Genomic DNA, 17923 nt, shown 5'->3' with positions numbered 1-17923 from the left:
CTAGGAGGGCGAGGCTCCCCCTCCTAGGGCGGCGTACAACAGCACTTGATTAGACAACAGCAGCCGACGGGTTTGTACCAGCCCTTGCTCGGCATCAAGCAGGCTGCGTTGTGCATCCAGCACTTCAAGATAGCCTGAAGCCCCACTGTCGTAACGCATTTGAGCCAACTGCGCCCTTTGTTTCTGGGTTTGTAAGGCCTGTTCTTGGATGTGGACTTGTTTGTTTAGCCATTCACGGTTAGATAGCGCATCGGCGACTTCACGAAAAGCCGTTTGAATGGTTTTTTCATAGTTCACAATAGCCATGTCTTTGCGTACTTCAGCCAGACTTAGGTTGGCTTGACGTCGTCCGCCATCAAAGATGGGTAAAGAAATGCTAGGCAGGAAAGACCACGCTTTACTGCCGCTGTCGAATAGGCCTTTTAGCTCGGCGCTGGATGAGCCAAACGCACCTGTTAAGGTGATGGTTGGAAAGAAGGCCGCACGTGCTGCCTGAATATTGGCGTGAGAAGCGAGTAGGCGTTGTTCAGCAGCAATTATGTCGGGGCGCGCGGTGAGCAACTGGGCTGGTAGTCCGGGCTGCACGGGGGCGATGTGCGTAGCCAGATAAGCAAGACTTTGGGCTGGTTGTTCAGGCGTATCCTTGGCGCCCAACAAAAGGGCTAGAGCATGGTTTTGCGCGGCGCGCTCTTGCTCAAGGCGAGCGGCAAGCGATTGGGCCTGGATTAAAAGAGTTTGAGCTTGGGTCAAATCCAGCATAGAGGCCGCACCAACCGCTTCGCGGTGCGTAAATAAATCTAAAGAGGCTTGTCGGGAGGCAATGGTTTCCTCTGCTAATCGGAGGCGCTCGTTCAGTTCGCTTAAGCTTAACCAAGTGTTGACCACGCCGCTGATAAGGCTGATTTGCACAGCGCGGCGTGCGGAGTCAGTGGCTAAGTATTGTTGTAAGGCAGCTTCTTTTAAACTACGTACGCGTCCCCAAAGATCAACTTCCCAAGTGCTCATCCCCGCATACGCTTCGTATTTTCCGGAGACCATCGATTGTCCACTCATGTTCAGGTCACCCGGCACTTTGGCACGCCCCGCTTCGGCACCGATACCTAAGCTTGGCCATTGGTCTGAGCGCTGAATTCCATAGATGGCTTGTGCTTCCTCCACTCGTAAGACGGCGGTTTGTAAATCGCGGTTGTTCTCTAGTGCAATCGAAATGAGCTGTTGCAGTTGTGGGTCCGTGAAATGAACACGCCAGTCGCTATTTAGGGCGGCGTTATCTTGGGAGGCCGTTTGGCCCGGGTAGTGGTTAGCGACGGGTAGCGGGGAGGGAGTTGGCGTTGAGTTTAGCGCCCCGCATCCAGCCACTGCCATCAGCGTAACCATGCTAGCTAAATAACGTAGCTTTGGGGAATACAAGCTAAGAGAGAATTCTTTCATGTTTTTTAACCAATGAGGTGAGCCCGTGAGGCCAGAGCAGGCGCATCGGCAATTGAGGATGGGAGCCGCTTGCATGCATTAAATCTTCGCTATATGGATGAGTAGAGCAAGAGCATGACAGTACGATACCGCAAATACCCATTTTATTCGTGTGGATATGATGACATGTCATTAAAAACCGACTAGTCGGTCGTTAGTGATATTATAGACATTAAAAATGACCAGATACAATATGATTGATGAGTATTCAACTATGCCTGTACCATCCCAAGCCTTAGGGCGCGTGCGTTTGCGTTTGGCTCCAGAGATCCGGATAGAGCAAATTCTGGACGGCGCTTTGATTGAGTTCTCCGAGCGCGGTTTCACTGCAACCCGTATGGACGATATTGCGCAGCGCTGCAGTTTGTCTAAGGGGGGGCTCTATGCCCACTTTAAAAGTAAAGACGAGGTGTTTGCGGCATTATTGCAGCGCTCGTTTACTCCGCCAGACTGGTCGGGGATGCCTGCGTACGATGCGCAGCATGGGGTGCGGCCTATTGCCACGTGGTTGGTGCATCAACTGCACCATACACTGATGTCTCCGACAAGCGTCAATACACTGCGTTTGCTGGTGTCCGAGAGTGCGCGTATGCCGCATTTGGTCGCTCAGTGGGAGCAGAATGTACTTCAGCCGCACTTGGCTTTACTTGGCAAAGCGCTTGAGCCTTTTGGCGGTTCTGAACGAGCCACCACAAGTGTGGTGGTGCGAGAGCCTTGGCTGGCCTTGGCGCCAGTGGTGCATGCACTACTGGCGCAAGTTGTGTTCGGTCAGCGACGTCATAAAAATTTGGCTGACTACCAACAAGGGCACATTGATTTACTGTGTGAGTTGCTGGAACGGTGAACATGCCAGGCAGGATAAGCCTTGCGGCTTAACCTGCTTTTCACTTTCACTCAACTGTCTAGTTTTTGCTTAAGTAGGTCGTTGATTTGCTGCGGGTTTGCCTTGCCTTTAGCGATACGCATTACTTGGCCTACCAAAGCATTAAACGCCTTGTCCTTACCCGCGCGATACTGTTCGATCATGCTGGGGTTCGCTTGCAGCACTTCGTCCACCATGGCCTCAATGGCGCCCGTGTCGGTGATTTGCTTTAGACCTTTGGCGGCGATGATGGCGTCGGCATCACCGTTGTGTTCGCCGTCCCACATCAGTGCAAAGACATCTCGAGCGATTTTGTTTGAAATCGTGTTGTCGGCAATCCGCTCAATAAGTTTAGCCAATTGTGCAGGGTTGATGGCAGATTCGCTGATATTCAGTTCGAGACGGTTCAAGGTAGAAGACAGCTCTCCTAGCACCCAGTTCGCCGCCAGTTTGGCCTGTGCCGGTGAGGCGGCTACCAGAATGGCTTCAAAGTAGTCAGAGGTAGCACGGTCAACGGTTAATTGGGCGCTATCGTACTTGCTCAGTTCGAAGTTTTGCTCAAAACGAGCGCGTTTCTGGGCTGGCAGCTCTGGCATCTCTGCTTGTACGCGGGCAATCCAGTCGGCGCTAATTATTAACGGTGGCAGGTCAGGATCTGGGAAGTAGCGGTAGTCGTGTGCATCTTCTTTGCTGCGCATGCTGCGAGTCTCGTCCTTGTCGGAGTCGTAAAGACGCGTTTCCTGAGTCACTTTACCGCCGTCTTCAATGAGCTCGATTTGACGGCGAGCTTCATATTGAATGGCACGTTCTAGGAAGCGGAAGGAGTTGATGTTCTTTAACTCACAGCGAGTGCCTAGCGTGGTTTGCCCCTTAGGGCGCACAGAGACGTTAGCATCGACTCGAAATGAACCCTCTTGCATATTGCCATCACAAATACCTAACCACACCACTAGGCTATGCAGCGCACGTGCGTAGGCAACAGCTTCTGCTGCTGAGCGCATTTCAGGTTCGGAGACGATTTCGAGCAAAGGTGTTCCTGCTCGGTTTAAGTCAATACCGGTAGACGGCTCCCCATGCGGGCCACGAAAGTTTTCGTGCAAAGATTTACCCGCGTCTTCTTCAAGGTGGGCGCGCGTCAGGTTGATGACGCGCTCTTCATCGCCCAGCATAAAGTGGATTTTGCCACCTGACACTACCGGAATTTCCATTTGGCTAATTTGGTAGTTTTTGGGGAGATCGGGGTAAAAGTAGTTTTTACGCTCAAAGACCGAACGAGGAGCGATTTGTGCACCCACGGCAAGGCCAAAGCGTATAGCACGCTCGGCAGCCCCTTTGTTAAACACTGGCAAGGCGCCAGGCAAGGCCATGTCGACGGCGTTGGCTTGGGTATTAGCTAAGGCTCCAAATTGGGTGCTGCTATTGGAGAATATTTTCGATGCGGTAGAAAGTTGGGCATGTGTTTCCAGCCCAATCACAATTTCCCATTCCATTATTTTTGTCCTGGTTGACGTTGATGCCAATCGGTGGCTTGCTGGAAGCGATCAGCAAAAGCCAGTAATTGGCCTTCGCGAAAGTAGTTGCCGATAAGGTGTAAGCCTATAGGCAAGGGGCGTTCCGTGGTGGTGCTAAAGCCACAAGGTATAGACATGGCGGGCAAGCCCGCTAGGTTCACGCCTAAGGTATAAATATCGCCCAACCATTCGGCCGTGGGGTCGTTGGCTTGAGCTCCAATAGCGGCTGCTAGTTGCGGGGTGACGGGCCCTAGGATGACGTCACATTGTGTAAATGCTTTTTGGAAGTCATTGACAATCATGCGGCGCACACGTTGAGCTTGCACATAGTAGGCATCGTAATAGCCGTGGGAAAGCACGTAGGTGCCCACCAGAATGCGGCGCACCACTTCAGGGCCGAAACCTTCGGCACGGGAGCGGCTGATCATGCTGGCTAGGTCGTGGTACTGTGCGGCTCGGTGGCCGTATCGTACGCCATCAAAGCGAGATAAGTTCGTTGAGGCCTCGGCAGGACTAATGACATAGTAAGCAGGAATGGAGAGCTCTGTGAGAGGCAGTTGCACACTGACGCGCTCAGCGCCTAAGCCTTCGTAGACCTTTAAGGCGGCCTCGACACTGGCGGCAATCTCCGTATTTAGACCTTCGCCAAAGAATTGCTCGGGCACACCAATGCGTACGCCTTTTAAGGGCAGGCTGCCTTGTTGGTCGTAGCTAGTTTGTGTCGTTTGATATTCGTGGCGAATACGCTCGCCAGTGTTGGCTTGCTCATCGCAAAACTCTAAGCTGGTGGCATCATTTTCATCAAAGCCCGTCATGACGCACAACATTTCCAATAAGTCTTGGGCGCTGCGGGCAATAGGGCCTGCTTGGTCTAAGCTGGAGCCGTAAGCAATGATGCCGTAGCGGGAAATAGTGCCATAGGTGGGCTTGATGCCGCTGACGCCACAAAGGGCTGCAGGTTGACGAATAGATCCCCCCGTGTCGGTGGCACTAGCTGCGAAGACCAGGCCAGCCGCGACGGCTGCGGCCGAGCCACCCGAGGAGCCACCAGCCACTAGCGCTGGGTTCCAGGGGTTGTGTACCGGACCGAAGACCGAGCTTTCATTGCGCGAGCCCATGGCGAACTCGTCGCAGTTCAGCTTGCCCAGCGATACGGCGCCTGCAGCGCTCAGCTTTTGCACGACTGTGGCATCAAAAGGGCTGAGGTATTGGCCCAACATTTTGCTGCATGCTGTTGTGTGCCAGTCGCGGGTTACAAAAAGGTCTTTGTGAGCAATAGGAATACCGCACAAAGGACCAGCCTGAGCATTGGCTAATTGTTGATCAGCCAGTGCAGCCTGAGCTAGGGTGAGTTCGTGGTTTTGTTCGACAAAAACGTTCAGGGCTTGTTGCTGTTGAGCATAAGCCATGGCTTGCTCAGCCAGTTCGCGCGCGCTGACCTGTTTGTTGGCCAAAGCGTGACGTGCGGCAGCAATGCTAGGGTAATCTGAGTGTAGAGACATAATGGACGTTTATTCTATGACCGTGGGTACCAGGAACAAGCCATCTTGTTCGGCGGGGGCGTTACGCATCATGGTTTGACGCTCTGCTTGGCTGCGAGTGGCTTCAGCATGGTCTTCGCGTAGACGTAAGCTAATGTTCTGGTGTGCAGATAAAGGGTGATACATAGGCTCGACACCACTTGTATCGATTGTTTGTAAAGCCTGTATGAGTCCGAGTATGCGTGTGAAGTCCTGTTCAACTTGCGCAGACTGCTCGGCGGATAAGTCGATCCGCGCCAGTTGGGCGATGTGGGCAACGTCCTGCTGATTGATAGACATAAAAAATGATCTGTAAAAAGTAATAAAATATGGCAGAAAATCTATCTTTAACGACAGAAACCCCCATTTTAAAGGCTTATAGTGGTTACGGAATTTATCTGACCACTAAAACAGTCCTATGAGTGCTCAATTATAAGTTATCATTGAGCGTTTCTTTCCCAGGGGTATTTTAATTCGCTGCCTGGTTCTTGCGCTTGCCGTTCACGCTAGAGTTCCGCGTCGAATTTACCTGTAGTCCTTCCCAAACACTTAATACGTTGCGCGCCCATGTTCGGATTCCTACGCAGTTATTTCTCCAGCGATATGGCGATCGACCTCGGTACAGCCAATACTCTGATTTTTGTCAGAGGTAAAGGCATCGTACTGGATGAACCGTCTGTTGTCGCCATTCGCCACGAAGGTGGCCCGAGTGGTAAAAAAATTATTCAAGCAGTTGGCCAAGAGGCTAAACAAATGCTGGGACGAGTGCCCGGCAATATAGAAGCGATTCGTCCCATGAAGGATGGCGTTATTGCCGATTTCACGGTGACCGAGCAAATGCTCAAGCAGTTTATACGCATGGTACACCCACGCAGTATGTTTGCGCCTAGCCCGCGTATTATTGTGTGCGTTCCTTGTGGCTCTACTCAAGTTGAACGTCGTGCCATACGTGAGTCAGCCTTAGGGGCCGGCGCAAGTCAGGTTTATCTGATCGAGGAGCCCATGGCTGCCGCGATAGGCGCTGGGCTGGCTGTTTCCGATGCCAGTGGCTCTATGGTGGTCGATATTGGCGGGGGTACCACCGAAGTAGCTGTCATCTCTTTGGGGGGTATGGTCTACAAGGGGTCTGTGCGAGTAGGTGGGGATAAGTTTGATGAAGCGATCATCAACTATATCCGTCGTAATTACGGGATGTTAATCGGCGAACCCACCGCTGAATTGATTAAGAAAACGATTGGTTCCGCTTTTCCAGGCACAGAGATCCGGGAAATTGAAGTGAAAGGGCGTAACTTGTCTGAGGGGGTGCCACGTAGCTTTACGGTGTCCTCCAACGAGATTCTAGAATCCCTAACCGACCCTCTAAATCAGATTGTATCGGCCGTAAAAACTGGCTTAGAGCAGACACCTCCCGAGTTAGGGTCGGATATTACCGATAAAGGTATTGCTTTAACCGGTGGCGGAGCCTTGTTGCATGATTTGGACCGCTTGCTGCAAGAGGAAACTGGTTTACCGGTAGTAGTAGCCGAAGACCCCCTGACATGCGTGGTACGCGGATGTGGTGAGGCCCTCGAGCATTTGGAACGTTTAGGTGCCGTTTTTATATACGATTGACCCCTGCCAGCAGCCAGGCGCTAGCGATAGCGCTTGATGCGGGAACGAAAGGCGATGCAAGAACAAGGAACACTGAGGCTCTTTAAGCGAGGACCAGCCATAGAGTTGCGGGCGGCTGGATTCTTGCTGGTGGCTGCGTGTTTGATTGTTATCGATGCGCGCTGGACGATTCTGCAGCCAGCACGAGAAGCGCTGGCGGTGGCGATTTATCCTTTTCAGCGTGCCGTGATGGCGCCGCGTGACTTACTGACCTATTTTAGTAGCTGGACCGATGCAGCCTCAATGGCGCGCTCGGAAAAAGAAGCGCTGCAGCGTCAGCGCATTGAGTTAGCACAGCTTTCTACACATGCCGCCCAATTACTATCGGAAAACGAGCAACTTCGTCGTTTGTTACAGGTCTCCGATACGGTCACGCAGTCCTCTGTGGCCGTAGAAGTGTTTTATGAGCCGCCCAATGCGTTCTCGCATCACCTCGTCTTTAATAAGGGTTCGGCTGACGGTATCATGCCGGGTATGCCTGTGATTGATGAGGGTGGGGTGGTCGGGCAAATTATGCGTGTCACGCCTTTTACGTCCGAGGCGGCTCTGCTGACTGACGACAAGGTATCCATTCCGGTACAAGTGCTGCGTAACGGCCTGCGTTTAATTGCTTTTGGTGGTAATCAGGCTGGTCGCATCGAGGCTCGTTACCTTACGGCTGATGTGGATCTGGAAGAAGGTGATACTCTTATCACTAGCGGCATAGGAGGCTTGTTTCCCGCAGGCTTGCCTGTTGGTACTGTCGAGCGTATCGAACGTGACGTTGCTTCAGGGTTTGCATTGGCGGTGCTCAAACCGTTATCCCATCCAGAGCGTTACCGTCACTTTCTCGTGTTGCTAGTCTCTGTTTCCGATAAACCCGATTTACAGGATAATCAGGTCCATGGTGAGCAAAAGCAGTAAGCAGGCTTCACCAAATAAGCTTAGACGTTCACAACTGAGTGATCTTCAGCCTATCGATAGTCAGCCATTTCTGAGAGAGTGTCATCCCTTGTGGGTATGGGGCAGCCTGTTTGTAACATGGATGATTTCCCTGTTGCCTTGGCGTTTGTGGATCTACGCCCCTGATATGCTGCTACTGATGTTGGCTTTTTGGGCTGTGCATGCGCCTCATCGGGTACCGCTTAGTTTAGCCTTTGTATTGGGCTTACTGATGGATGTGCATGATGGGGCAATGCTGGGCGAACATAGTCTGACTTATGTCATTGTGGTGTTTGGTGCCCGCGTGTTACGTAAGCGCATGCTGCAATTTAATGTGTGGACCCATGTGTTACATATGCTGCCAATATTTTTATTCGCTCAGCTTGTTGGTAGATTGGCCCATGCTTGGGTAGCAGGGGAGTGGGGGGGCTGGTCGTGGGTGGGGGCTACGTTACTGACGCTAGCAATTTGGCCCTTAGTCGACATTCTTATGTTCCTGCCCCAACGTCGTCTGGATGATGCAGACGCGGGCAGCAGTTAAGCCGCATTGTTATGTTCGAATTCAAGCAGACGACCCACTTACAACGCAAGCGCACGCTGATTCGAGCCTGCGTGGCGGGTTTGGTCGCCATAGCCTTATTTGGAATATTAGGTGCGCGCTTATGGTATTTACAAGTCGTGCGTTACGAAGGCTTAGCGGCGCGAGCGGACCAAAACCGTATCGCCGTCGTACCCATCACGCCCCGTCGAGGCGAAATCTTAGATCGCAATGGTGTTGTATTAGCCCGTAACTATCGTGACTATACCTTGTCCGTAGTGCCCGCAAAAATAGGTGAGCCGATCAATGATATGTTGGATCGCTTGGGACAGTTGGTGCATCTGAGTCCGCGAGATCGACGCTTATTTACGCGTGCGGCAGAGCAGAGCAGTCGCTATGCTGAGATTCTTTTACGGTCTAACGTGAATGAAGAGGAGGCCTCTTGGTTTGCCACCCGTTCTTACGAGTTTCCTGGTGTTAGCTTACAAGCCCGTTGGGTGAGGGAATATCCTGAAGGTGAGTCGGCTGCGCACGTTATTGGTTATGTGGGACGTATTTCCGAGGCGGATCGTAATCGCTTAGAGGAAAGCGGTGAGCTAGGCAATTATCGGGGCACGCAAGTCATTGGTAAAAAAGGGATCGAAAAAACCTGGGAAGCGCAATTGCATGGTCGCACTGGTGTGGAAGAGGTGGAGGTGGCTGCTTCTGGTCGCCCTGTGCGCTCGTTGGATCGCGTTGACCCCGTTCCTGGGTCGAATTTGCGCTTATCCCTAGATATTAACCTGCAAAAAATCGCTGAGGCCGAGTTCGCTGGTAGGCGAGGGGCTTTAGTCGCGATAGAGCCTGCTACAGGGGAAATATTGGCGTTAGTGTCCGCCCCTTCTTTTGACCCTAACTTATTTATTGATGGTATTGATGTAGAAAATTGGCGCAAATTAAATGAATCGCCTGATCATCCGCTGATTAATCGTCCCTTATATGGGACCTATCCAATTGGCTCTACTTATAAGCCGTTTGTCGCCTTGGCGGCATTAGAACTTAATAAGCGTAAGGCAGGAGATCGTTTTCCCGACCCGGGCTATTACGAATTCGGTGGGCAACGGTTCCGTAACGCCGGAGGCGCTGTGTATGGGCCTACGGATATGCATCGTGCATTGGTTGTGTCTTCAGATACCTATTTTTATTCTTTAGGGCCTGAAATCGGTGTAGATAATTTGCACGACTTCATGAAGCCTTTTGGGTTTGGACAAGTGACCGGCATTGACCTGGATGGTGAGCGTCAAGGTATTTTGCCCTCTACGGATTGGAAACGTCGTGCCTTTGCTAAGCAGCCCGCGCAGCAACGTTGGTATGCGGGGGAAAGTATTTCTGTTGCAGTAGGCCAAGGTTATAACTCGTTTACTTTGCTGCAATTGGCTCAGGCAACCTCTACCTTGGCTAATAACGGGCTGTACATGACACCACATTTGGTCAGTCAGGTCGTGAATCCGTATACCGATCAAATTTTAGAAACGGTGCGGGTCAGCACCCATACAATTCCCTTAAAGTCTGAGCACGTACAACTGGTTAAACAAGCGATGAAAGGGGTTATTCAGCATGGTACAGCACGCCGAGCTTTTGCCGGCGCACCTTACCAAGCGGCGGGGAAAACAGGAACGGCCCAAGTGTTTAGCTTGCGTGGGGCTAAATACAATGCCAGTGCTATTGATGAACGTTTGCGTGATCATGCCCTATTTATGGCCTATGCGCCGGCTGACAATCCTCAAATTGCGGTTGCCCTGATTGCCGAGAATGCTGGCTGGGGCGGAGCTGTTGCTGCTCCTATTGCCCGTAAAGTGTTTGATTATTGGCTGGTAGATCGGCCTGAGCTCAAAAGCGCTCCTGTGTTAGAACAAGACGTGATTGCGGAAACAGAAGAGGTAGCGGCGCCGTGAAAAAAATTTATTTTTTTGCTCTGCGGGCGCTGACGGCCTTTGATTGGCCTTTGCTGATTTTATTGTGCTTGATGGCCGCTTTGGGGCTGACTGTTATGCACTCGGCAGTGGGTAGCACAGGCGGTCGTTTTGCGGATCAGACGCATCATTTCTTATTGGCTTTTTTGGTGATGTGGACCGCAGCCCTGATTTCACCCAAAGGCTGGAAAGTGCTGGCTCCTTTAGTGTATGTGGTAGCCGTCACTTTATTGCTAGGTGTAGAGTTCTTTGGGGCCACTAGCAAAGGTGCGACGCGCTGGCTAGATGTAGGTTTCACGCGTATTCAACCTTCAGAAATGTCTAAAATCGCCGTACCGCTAATGGTGGCGTGGTTTTTTGATCGAAATCAGACAGGGTCTTTACGCTTGTTCGATTTTCTAGGCGCTGCTTTTTTACTGTTGGTGCCATTTTTATTGATTGTAAAACAGCCTGACCTAGGTACGGCCTTATTAGTGTTTGCGGCAGGCTTTTGCGTGATTTACTTTGCCGGCTTATCGTTTAAGTTATTGGCCCCAGTCGTGTTGATGCTGCTGGTTGTGATAGGCGGGCTACTTTATTATGAAGACACCATATGCCAGCCAGACTTTGACTGGGTTGTGTTACGCGATTATCAGAAACACCGAGTGTGTACGTTGCTTAACCCCAGCAGCGACCCTCTAGGCAAAGGTTTTCATACTATTCAGTCCATGATTGCCATAGGTTCGGGTGGCGTGTATGGCAAGGGCTATATGGCTGGTACGCAGTCACATCTGGATTTCATACCCGAACGTACAACAGACTTTGTTTTTGCTGTTTTTGCCGAGGAGTTTGGCCTGTACGGTGGGGTGATGCTATTGGTGTTGTATGGGCTCATGATTGCACGAGGCTTAAGCATAACAGTGGCAGCACATACCCAGTTTGAGCGCTTGTTGGCGGGCTCTATGTCTATGATGTTGTTTGTTTATGTGTTCGTTAATATTGGAATGGTGACGGGTATTTTGCCCGTGGTGGGGGTTCCGTTGCCCTTTTTAAGTTACGGCGGCACAGCCTTGATGACGCTTGGCGTGGCCTGCGGCATCTTAATGAGCGTTAGTCGTAGTAAGGGGCCACCTAAGCAAATTTAAAACAATGCTGTCTCGCTGGGCGGAAATAAGCCGTCGAGCACTTTACGCACAGGGGCAGGTAAGGCCGCTTGATCCAGTTTGTTGGTGGGCATCCACAGGCTATGTTTTGTTTGTGGTTCAGCAAGCATAGGAAGCTTCACTTGGCACAGCCAAGGGCTAATATGCAGTTTGAAATGCGAAAATACATGCTGAAAACTGGCTAAACGTATAGGTTCTGCGTGTGGGTCATAATGTCGAGCCAAGCTCATCAACTCATTTTCGTCGCTTACTTCCGGTAAGCTTAGCAAGCCCCCCCAAATACCTTGGTCGGGACGCTGTTCCAACAAGATTTCATCACCACTACGCACGATTAGCATGTGGCAGTAACGTTCGTCTTGCTGTTTGCGTTGCTTTTTAGTGGGTAGCTCGTTCTGTACCTGATGTAAACGGGCATAACAATTGCTTTGCAAGGGGCAGCGCTGACAGTCGGGCTTGGTCCGTGTACAGCATTGCGAGCCTAGATCCATCAGCCCTTGAGTATAGGCAGCCATATCCAAGGTGCCGGGGGCTTGCGCCACAATATCTTCAGCGATAGTCCATAGTGCCTGCTCGACGGCTCGTTTTTGCGTTTCTCCATACACGCCAAAATAACGGGTGAAGACGCGTTTTACATTGCCGTCCATAATTGGCGTGCGGGCCCCAAAGCAAAATGCCGCAATGGCTGCAGCTGTAGAGCGGCCTATGCCGGGCAAGCTGGCTAGTTGTTCCGCTTGAGTAGGAAACTGGCCGTCCCATTGCAGCATGACAGTTTGCGCGCAGCGATGTAAGTTGCGCGCCCGGGCGTAGTAACCAAGACCTGCCCAGTACGGCATGACGTCTTCTTGCTCTGCTTTCGCAAGGCTGGCGACTGTGGGAAATCGCTCAAGAAAGCGCGTGTAATATGCCAGTACTGTGGCAACCTGAGTTTGCTGCAGCATGATTTCTGACAGCCATACACGGTAAGGGTCTTGGGTGTTTTGCCAAGGCAGGTGATGACGACCGTGAGTTCGTTGCCAAGCAACAACCTGAGGGGCAAAGGAAGCTAAGTCTTGCAGGGAAGAGGGCATCTAGATCAGAGCAAAAAGAAAGCCTGTGTAGGTAAGCTTCATTTTACCATGCTCCTAGGGGCGCCAGCCCAAGCGCGGGCTGGCGCCTAGTGGGCTAGAATTGAGTGTGCCGTGTGACGGACCAGCGAGCGGCTGTGGCGGCCAAAATAGCGACAGCGATGGCACCGGTAAGCAGCATAGAGGAGCTGGGCATATGTAAAACGATTTGAGTGCCGTAACTGGCCGCAAGTTGGTCAAGAGCTTGATTAAGAGGGATGAGCGCAAGCCAGGCAATGGTACACGCTAAAGCGCTGGCTGCAAGGCCTGTTAAAGCACCCAAGTATAGAAAAGGGCGACGAACGAACCCCTCGTCGGCACCCACTAAACGTGCTACGGCAATTTCTTCTCGTTGGCTAAGCGCTTGTAGGCGCACGGTATTAAAAACAGTGGCAATGACCACGATGCTGACACCGGCCACGACGATCCAGAAGCCAATTTCAATAAAGTGCAGGATAGATTCTAAGCGTTGTACCCATTCGCTATCCAGTTGCACGGTATCGACCTGGGGCCAGGTTTGCAACTCAGTGGCTAGAGTGGTTGCCCGGGCCGATAAGTCAGGAGCATCCAACAGTGTGATGACGACTGCATGTGGTAAAGGATTATCGGGTAGCACGGCTAATGCCTCGCTCCAGGCTGGGTTGTTTTTTAGTCCTGCTAGGGCTTGGTCACGCTCAATCGTTCTTACGCCTGCAAGGAGTTCGCCGAAACGCTCTTGGACTTGGCTAGCCGTGTTTTGAGCAGCACTAAGTTCAGCATTTTGCTGCATAAACACCGTGAGCTCGGGAGAGATGGGGATTTCGCGCACCACCGGTTGAGCCGATTGCAAGAGGGCGCCACCCAAGATTGGTATGGCTAACGTGAGAGCGATAACCAGCAGGTTTGCCACGGAAGAAAAAGGCTGCACAGACAGGCGGCGTAAGGCGACTTGAAAGGCGTAGTGGTGGTATCTTAGCCAACGTTTCATGCTTGCACTCCGGGGAAATCACTGAAACGTCCAGCCTCAATTAACAGTGTTCGGCGTGCATAGTTGGCCATGAGGCGTCTATCGTGTGAAGCAATCAGGGTGGTGACTCCGACGCGATTAAAATCACGGAAAACATCCATAATGCGGCGTGCGCTTTCGGCATCGAGGTTGGCGGTAGGCTCGTCTGCAATGAGGATAGCGGGACGATTAACAATGGCACGCGCAATCGCCAGACGTTGTTGTTCTCCCCCGGACATCTCGACGGGGTTGTGCGCTTCTTTGCCTGCTAGTCCTACTTTTTCCATGGCTGCACGAGCGCGGGCTTGCGCAGTGCGGGAGTCTAGTCCAATGACGGCAAGGGGCACCATTACATTCTGCAGCGCACTGCGGTCATACAGTAGGTGAGTGTCTTGCAAGATTGCGCCCACGGCACGCCGTAAATAAGGGCGTGCACGGGCAGACAACTGATCAATGCGATGCTCCTTAAGTTTGACAGAGCCTCGGCTAGGCGGTTCTAAGCCACCAATCAAACGTAGCAGCGTAGACTTGCCTGCTCCTGAAGGGCCAGAAACAAAAACGAATTCGCCAGCGTCGACAGAAAAATTAATGTCCGCAAGAATATTCTTGCCTCGGCCGTAAGATTTGAATACGTGTTGAAACTCTATCATGGTGCTCGCAGTCGGAACGGTTATCGAGAGCATAAGGTGCTGCTATCGCAGGCCAAGCTATCTACTTATTTAGTCGAGTAAAGGGAAATTCCCCATATGGCATTGACCATTAAGCCTTTAGATTGGAGGCCTGTAACTTGCTTCCATTGTAATCCGCATCCCTTTGCCAAAAGTAAACAGGAGGTGACATAGCATGAAGTTAATTAAAGCCATCGCTTCTGCAGCCATTCTAGCTGGGTTTTCCAGTTACGCCGCAGCCAACTCAACATTAGATGCCGTAAAACAGAAAGGATTTGTGCAGTGCGGGGCGTCTACCGGTATTGCTGGTTTTTCTATCGCCGATAGCAAGGGTAACTGGACAGGCATAGATGTCGATGCTTGCCGGGCTATCGCAGCAGCCATTTTTGGTGACGCGAATAAATTCAAAATTACACCGCTAACTACCCAACAGCGTTTTACTGCCTTGCAGTCTGGCGAGATTGACGTATTGACACGTAATACTACCGCTACGGTCACGCGTGATACAACCTTAGGGCTGATGAGCACCGGCACGAATTATTATGATAGCCAAGGTGTTATGGTTAAAAAGTCGCTAGGGGTGAATAGTGCGAAAGAACTAGATGGTGCCGCTGTATGTGTGCAACCGGGCACCACAACCGAACTTAATTTAGCCGATTGGTTCCGCGCCCAAGGGATTAAGTTCAACCCAGTAGTTATTAATAACCCAGAAGAAGCGATGCGATCTTTTACTTCTGGACGTTGTGATGCTTTCACTACGGATAAGTCTGGTTTAGCCTCTATGCGCGCCTCGCAAGGCAGTCCTGACGATTTTATCATTTTGCCGGAAGACTTCTCCAAAGAGCCGCTAGGCCCTATGGTTAGACAAGGCGATGATGAGTGGTTTGCTCTAGTACGTTGGACATTAAATGCCATGTTAGAGGCCGAGGAATACGGTATTAACTCGCAAAATGTGGATGAGCAGCTAAAGAGTGACAACCCAAATATTCAGCGCGTTTTGGGGGTGAGCGGCGAAATGGGTAAAGGCCTCAAGGTAGATAATAAATGGGCCTACAACATTATCAAGCAAGTGGGTAACTACGGTGAGTCGTTTGATCGCAACCTAGGTATGCAAACTCCTCTGAAACTAGAGCGAGGTTTAAATGCTCAGTGGCGTGATGGTGGGCTGATGTACGGCTGGCCAGTAAGGTAACATTCAATTTCTGGCAGTCTTGCCACTTTGCTCCTGTGGGCAAAGTGGCTTTCGCATAACGCAATGCTATCTAGCATTGCATTCAATGGCAGCACTGTATGGATACTTATACTTCCAAAGCGCGTAGAACGCGTTGGCGTTTGTCGTGGCACGATCCATTCATACGCTCTCTGGTTTATCAAGTGCTCATTGTGGGCTTAGTCGGGATGGGGGTTTGGTACTTAGTATCGAATACTCTGCACAACTTGGCAGTACGCAATATTTCTACCGGCTTTGGCTTTTGGAGCCGTGAGGCGGGCTTTGCTATAGGTGAAAGTTCCATCCCCTATTCCCCTCAGGACACTTATGGGCGGGCTATTGTGGTGGGCTTGGTAAATACGCTAAAAGTCTCTGTGATTGGGATTGTGGCCGCCACTTTATTGGGCACGGTGCTAGGGGTAGCGCGACTATCTAAGAATTGGTTGATTAATCGCTTGGCCTCCGTCTACGTCGAGGTCATGCGCAATGTTCCCCTATTGATACAACTATTTTTTTGGTATGCACTCATTACCGAGTCCATGCCTGGACCAAGGCAGGCGTGGAATCCAATTTCTGGTGTGTTTCTGTCAAATCGTGGCTTGAAAACACCGGCCTTAGTAGGCGGGGGCCTAGATTGGATTGTTGCTGGATTAGGCATAGCCATACTGATCATTGTTCTTTTGGCACATTGGGCTCGTAAGCGGCAAGAGCGTAGTGGCCAGATATTTCCTTTGATGCGTACGGCTGGGGTGTTGCTAGTGTTATGTCCCCTAGCAAGTTGGTGGTTAGCTGGTGCCCCGCTAGAGGTCGAGATACCCGAGCTAAAAGGCTTTAATTTTGTTAATGGACTCAGTTTTTCACCTGAGCTCGCCGCTCTTTTAGCCGGATTAATTACCTACACTTCGGCTTTCATTGCTGAGGTGGTGCGTGCGGGCATACAAGCGGTAAACAAAGGTCAGTGGGAGGCTGCTGAAGCGTTGGGGTTGAGCCGTGCACGTTTGATGCGATTAGTCATTTTGCCACAAGCCTTGCGGGTCATTATTCCTCCCATGACGAGCCAGTTTTTAAATCTTACTAAAAATAGCTCTTTGGCAGTGGCCATAGGTTATCCGGATATAGTCTCGGTGGTAAATACCACCTTGAACCAAACAGGACAAGCTATAGAAGGAATTTTAATTATTATGGCGGCATATCTTTCCGTTAGTTTATCGATTTCGTTATTTATGAATTGGTATAACAAACGCATTGCGTTGGTGGAGAGATAAATGAGCGTCGCAAACCAAGTAGCACTGCAACCGCCTCAACAAACTCACGGCGTATTAGGGTGGTTACGTCTTAATTTATTTTCTACGCCTTTAAACACCATTATTACTGTCCTGGGCTTATGGTTTTTATTCATGAGCGTGCCAGCGGCATTAAATTGGCTGTTTTTTGACGCCGACTTTGAGGCCTCCACGGCACAGCAGTGCCGCGAAGCAAGCGGTGCTTGCTGGGCATTTATACGTGAAAAACATCGTTTAATTTTGTTTGGCATTTATCCATATGCCCAACAGTGGCGCCCCTTGTTAGCCACTATATTGCTAACAGCCTTGATAATTTGCAGTTGCATAAGATGGTTTTGGAAGCCATGGCTGCCCGTATTTTGGTTTTTGGGGCTGCTTGTGGTGGCAGTGTTGATGTGGGGCGGTGTATTTGGACTGACTCACGTGGACAACAGCTTGTGGGGTGGTTTGCCTCTGACCCTAATTTTAGCTACCTTTGGCATCGCCTTTGCCTTTCCGTTGGGTGTGCTGCTGGCTTTGGGGCGCACTTCCAGGCTACCGGCAGTCAAGGCACTATGTGTGGTCTATATCGAGCTGATTCGTGGCGTGCCGCTTATTAGTTTGTTGTTCATGTCGTCAGTGATGCTGCCCTTGTTCTTACCAGCTGGCTTTACCATAGACAAACTACTGCGAGCACAAATTGCGATTATTTTATTTGCGGCCGCCTATATCGCAGAGACCGTTCGTGGAGGTTTGCAGGCGGTTCCCAAGGGCCAATATGAAGGCGCGGAGTCTATAGGCCTTAGCTATTGGCAAACGATGCGCAAAATTATTTTGCCACAAGCATTAAAAGTAGTTATTCCTCCTTTGGTGGGTATATTTATTTCGCTGTTTAAAGACACCTCGTTGGTGGTCATTATCGGTATTTTTGATCTCACCCAAGCGGCAAAAACAGCCTTGGCAGATGCGAGCTGGCGTGGTTTTAGCGCCGAGGCATATATTTTTATCTCACTGATTTATTTTCTTTATTGTTATTCTATTTCGCGTTATAGCCGTTCTTTAGAGCGCCGCTTAGCCACGGATCATGAACGAGCGTGATCGATAACAATGGAGGCTTGATAGGCTTCTA

The 17923-nt window shown here is 50.9% G+C and carries 16 protein-coding genes; 9 read left to right on the top strand and 7 right to left on the bottom strand.

Annotated elements, in window-relative coordinates:
• Window positions 1-1431, bottom strand: coding sequence for an efflux transporter outer membrane subunit (locus tag OSH01_RS07820; RefSeq protein ID WP_266123523.1), 1431 nt, complete (start codon window positions 1429-1431; stop codon window positions 1-3).
• A 253-nt stretch (window positions 1432-1684) separates the two neighbouring features.
• Between OSH01_RS07820 and OSH01_RS07815 the strand changes: the two genes are divergently transcribed.
• A complete protein-coding gene (locus OSH01_RS07815) occupies window positions 1685-2314 on the top strand; it encodes a TetR/AcrR family transcriptional regulator (RefSeq protein ID WP_266123522.1) in 630 nt (209 codons plus the stop codon).
• 50 nt (window positions 2315-2364) lie between these two features.
• Here OSH01_RS07815 and gatB read toward each other — a convergent pair whose 3' ends face one another.
• The 3 genes from gatB to gatC are packed head-to-tail and all read right to left on the bottom strand — an operon-like array spanning window position 2365 to window position 5663.
• A complete protein-coding gene (gene gatB, locus OSH01_RS07810; protein WP_266123521.1) occupies window positions 2365-3822 on the bottom strand; it encodes an Asp-tRNA(Asn)/Glu-tRNA(Gln) amidotransferase subunit GatB in 1458 nt (485 codons plus the stop codon).
• A complete protein-coding gene (gene gatA, locus OSH01_RS07805) occupies window positions 3822-5345 on the bottom strand; it encodes an Asp-tRNA(Asn)/Glu-tRNA(Gln) amidotransferase subunit GatA (RefSeq protein WP_266123520.1) in 1524 nt (507 codons plus the stop codon). Before gatA ends, gatB begins: the two co-directional genes overlap by 1 nt.
• Window positions 5346-5354: 9 nt before the next feature.
• Window positions 5355-5663 (bottom strand): Asp-tRNA(Asn)/Glu-tRNA(Gln) amidotransferase subunit GatC, encoded by a 309-nt coding sequence (gene gatC, locus OSH01_RS07800; RefSeq protein WP_266123519.1) that lies wholly within the window; start codon window positions 5661-5663, stop codon window positions 5355-5357.
• A gap of 267 nt (window positions 5664-5930) precedes the next feature.
• Here gatC and OSH01_RS07795 point away from each other — a divergent pair, with 267 nt between their 5' ends.
• From OSH01_RS07795 to rodA, 5 genes are read left to right on the top strand one after another with little or no spacing between them, the layout of a single operon-like run.
• The gene (locus tag OSH01_RS07795; RefSeq protein ID WP_266123518.1) at window positions 5931-6974 is read left to right on the top strand and encodes a rod shape-determining protein; all 1044 of its coding nucleotides are present in this window, start codon (window positions 5931-5933) and stop codon (window positions 6972-6974) included.
• A 54-nt stretch (window positions 6975-7028) separates the two neighbouring features.
• A complete protein-coding gene (gene mreC, locus OSH01_RS07790; RefSeq protein WP_266123517.1) occupies window positions 7029-7916 on the top strand; it encodes a rod shape-determining protein MreC in 888 nt (295 codons plus the stop codon).
• Window positions 7897-8475 carry a rod shape-determining protein MreD gene (gene mreD, locus OSH01_RS07785; protein ID WP_266123516.1) on the top strand — a complete coding sequence of 193 codons (579 nt, stop codon included), beginning with the start codon at window positions 7897-7899 and terminating at the stop codon, window positions 8473-8475. The genes mreC and mreD overlap by 20 nt, the downstream gene beginning before the upstream one ends.
• Before the next feature lie 11 nt (window positions 8476-8486).
• The gene (mrdA, locus tag OSH01_RS07780) at window positions 8487-10406 is read left to right on the top strand and encodes a penicillin-binding protein 2 (RefSeq protein ID WP_266123515.1); all 1920 of its coding nucleotides are present in this window, start codon (window positions 8487-8489) and stop codon (window positions 10404-10406) included.
• Window positions 10403-11548 (top strand): rod shape-determining protein RodA, encoded by a 1146-nt coding sequence (gene rodA / locus OSH01_RS07775; RefSeq protein ID WP_266123514.1) that lies wholly within the window; start codon window positions 10403-10405, stop codon window positions 11546-11548. The genes mrdA and rodA overlap by 4 nt, the downstream gene beginning before the upstream one ends.
• On the opposite strand, the gene mutY is transcribed toward rodA, so the two are convergent.
• From mutY to OSH01_RS07760, 3 genes are all read right to left on the bottom strand, one after another.
• Window positions 11545-12633 carry an A/G-specific adenine glycosylase gene (gene mutY / locus OSH01_RS07770; RefSeq protein ID WP_266123513.1) on the bottom strand — a complete coding sequence of 363 codons (1089 nt, stop codon included), beginning with the start codon at window positions 12631-12633 and terminating at the stop codon, window positions 11545-11547. The two genes, rodA and mutY, sit on opposite strands and share 4 nt — an antisense overlap.
• A gap of 94 nt (window positions 12634-12727) precedes the next feature.
• Entirely contained in the window at window positions 12728-13636 is a 909-nt protein-coding gene (locus OSH01_RS07765) for a cell division protein FtsX (RefSeq protein WP_266123512.1), read from the bottom strand.
• A complete protein-coding gene (locus OSH01_RS07760; RefSeq protein WP_266123647.1) occupies window positions 13633-14304 on the bottom strand; it encodes a cell division ATP-binding protein FtsE in 672 nt (223 codons plus the stop codon). Before OSH01_RS07760 ends, OSH01_RS07765 begins: the two co-directional genes overlap by 4 nt.
• Before the next feature lie 193 nt (window positions 14305-14497).
• Here OSH01_RS07760 and OSH01_RS07755 point away from each other — a divergent pair, with 193 nt between their 5' ends.
• The 3 genes from OSH01_RS07755 (at window position 14498) to OSH01_RS07745 (ending at window position 17892) form a co-directional block, all read left to right on the top strand.
• Complete coding sequence (locus OSH01_RS07755; RefSeq protein WP_266123511.1) at window positions 14498-15514, top strand: amino acid ABC transporter substrate-binding protein; 1017 nt, start codon at window positions 14498-14500, stop codon at window positions 15512-15514.
• A gap of 98 nt (window positions 15515-15612) precedes the next feature.
• Window positions 15613-16797 (top strand): amino acid ABC transporter permease, encoded by a 1185-nt coding sequence (locus tag OSH01_RS07750; RefSeq protein WP_266123510.1) that lies wholly within the window; start codon window positions 15613-15615, stop codon window positions 16795-16797.
• On the top strand, window positions 16798-17892 hold the full coding sequence (locus OSH01_RS07745; RefSeq protein ID WP_266123509.1) for an amino acid ABC transporter permease: 1095 nt from the start codon (window positions 16798-16800) through the stop codon (window positions 17890-17892). It abuts the gene before it with no gap.
• Window positions 17893-17923: the final 31 nt, after the last annotated feature.

It is taken from the genome of Alcaligenes endophyticus (assembly GCF_026344035.1).
In the GTDB taxonomy this organism is placed as follows: domain Bacteria; phylum Pseudomonadota; class Gammaproteobacteria; order Burkholderiales; family Burkholderiaceae_B; genus Alcaligenes; species Alcaligenes endophyticus.
Note: the sequence above shows the minus strand (reverse complement) of the source record. Positions and strands in the feature narration are given on the sequence as shown.

What these genes read in the sequence shown, in the direction of transcription:
- gatA (WP_266123520.1), bottom strand. Translation starts at nt 5,345, where the DNA reads ATGTCTCTACACTCAGATTACCCTAGCATTGCTGCCGCACGTCACGCT.
- OSH01_RS07820 (WP_266123523.1), bottom strand. Translation starts at nt 1,431, where the DNA reads ATGAAAGAATTCTCTCTTAGCTTGTATTCCCCAAAGCTACGTTATTTA.
- OSH01_RS07755 (WP_266123511.1), top strand. Translation starts at nt 14,498, where the DNA reads ATGAAGTTAATTAAAGCCATCGCTTCTGCAGCCATTCTAGCTGGGTTT.
- OSH01_RS07750 (WP_266123510.1), top strand. Translation starts at nt 15,613, where the DNA reads ATGGATACTTATACTTCCAAAGCGCGTAGAACGCGTTGGCGTTTGTCG.
- OSH01_RS07745 (WP_266123509.1), top strand. Translation starts at nt 16,798, where the DNA reads ATGAGCGTCGCAAACCAAGTAGCACTGCAACCGCCTCAACAAACTCAC.
- OSH01_RS07795 (WP_266123518.1), top strand. Translation starts at nt 5,931, where the DNA reads ATGTTCGGATTCCTACGCAGTTATTTCTCCAGCGATATGGCGATCGAC.
- OSH01_RS07760 (WP_266123647.1), bottom strand. Translation starts at nt 14,304, where the DNA reads ATGATAGAGTTTCAACACGTATTCAAATCTTACGGCCGAGGCAAGAAT.
- mrdA (WP_266123515.1), top strand. Translation starts at nt 8,487, where the DNA reads ATGTTCGAATTCAAGCAGACGACCCACTTACAACGCAAGCGCACGCTG.
- mutY (WP_266123513.1), bottom strand. Translation starts at nt 12,633, where the DNA reads ATGCCCTCTTCCCTGCAAGACTTAGCTTCCTTTGCCCCTCAGGTTGTT.
- gatC (WP_266123519.1), bottom strand. Translation starts at nt 5,663, where the DNA reads ATGTCTATCAATCAGCAGGACGTTGCCCACATCGCCCAACTGGCGCGG.
- OSH01_RS07815 (WP_266123522.1), top strand. Translation starts at nt 1,685, where the DNA reads ATGCCTGTACCATCCCAAGCCTTAGGGCGCGTGCGTTTGCGTTTGGCT.
- mreC (WP_266123517.1), top strand. Translation starts at nt 7,029, where the DNA reads ATGCAAGAACAAGGAACACTGAGGCTCTTTAAGCGAGGACCAGCCATA.
- OSH01_RS07765 (WP_266123512.1), bottom strand. Translation starts at nt 13,636, where the DNA reads ATGAAACGTTGGCTAAGATACCACCACTACGCCTTTCAAGTCGCCTTA.
- gatB (WP_266123521.1), bottom strand. Translation starts at nt 3,822, where the DNA reads ATGGAATGGGAAATTGTGATTGGGCTGGAAACACATGCCCAACTTTCT.
- mreD (WP_266123516.1), top strand. Translation starts at nt 7,897, where the DNA reads ATGGTGAGCAAAAGCAGTAAGCAGGCTTCACCAAATAAGCTTAGACGT.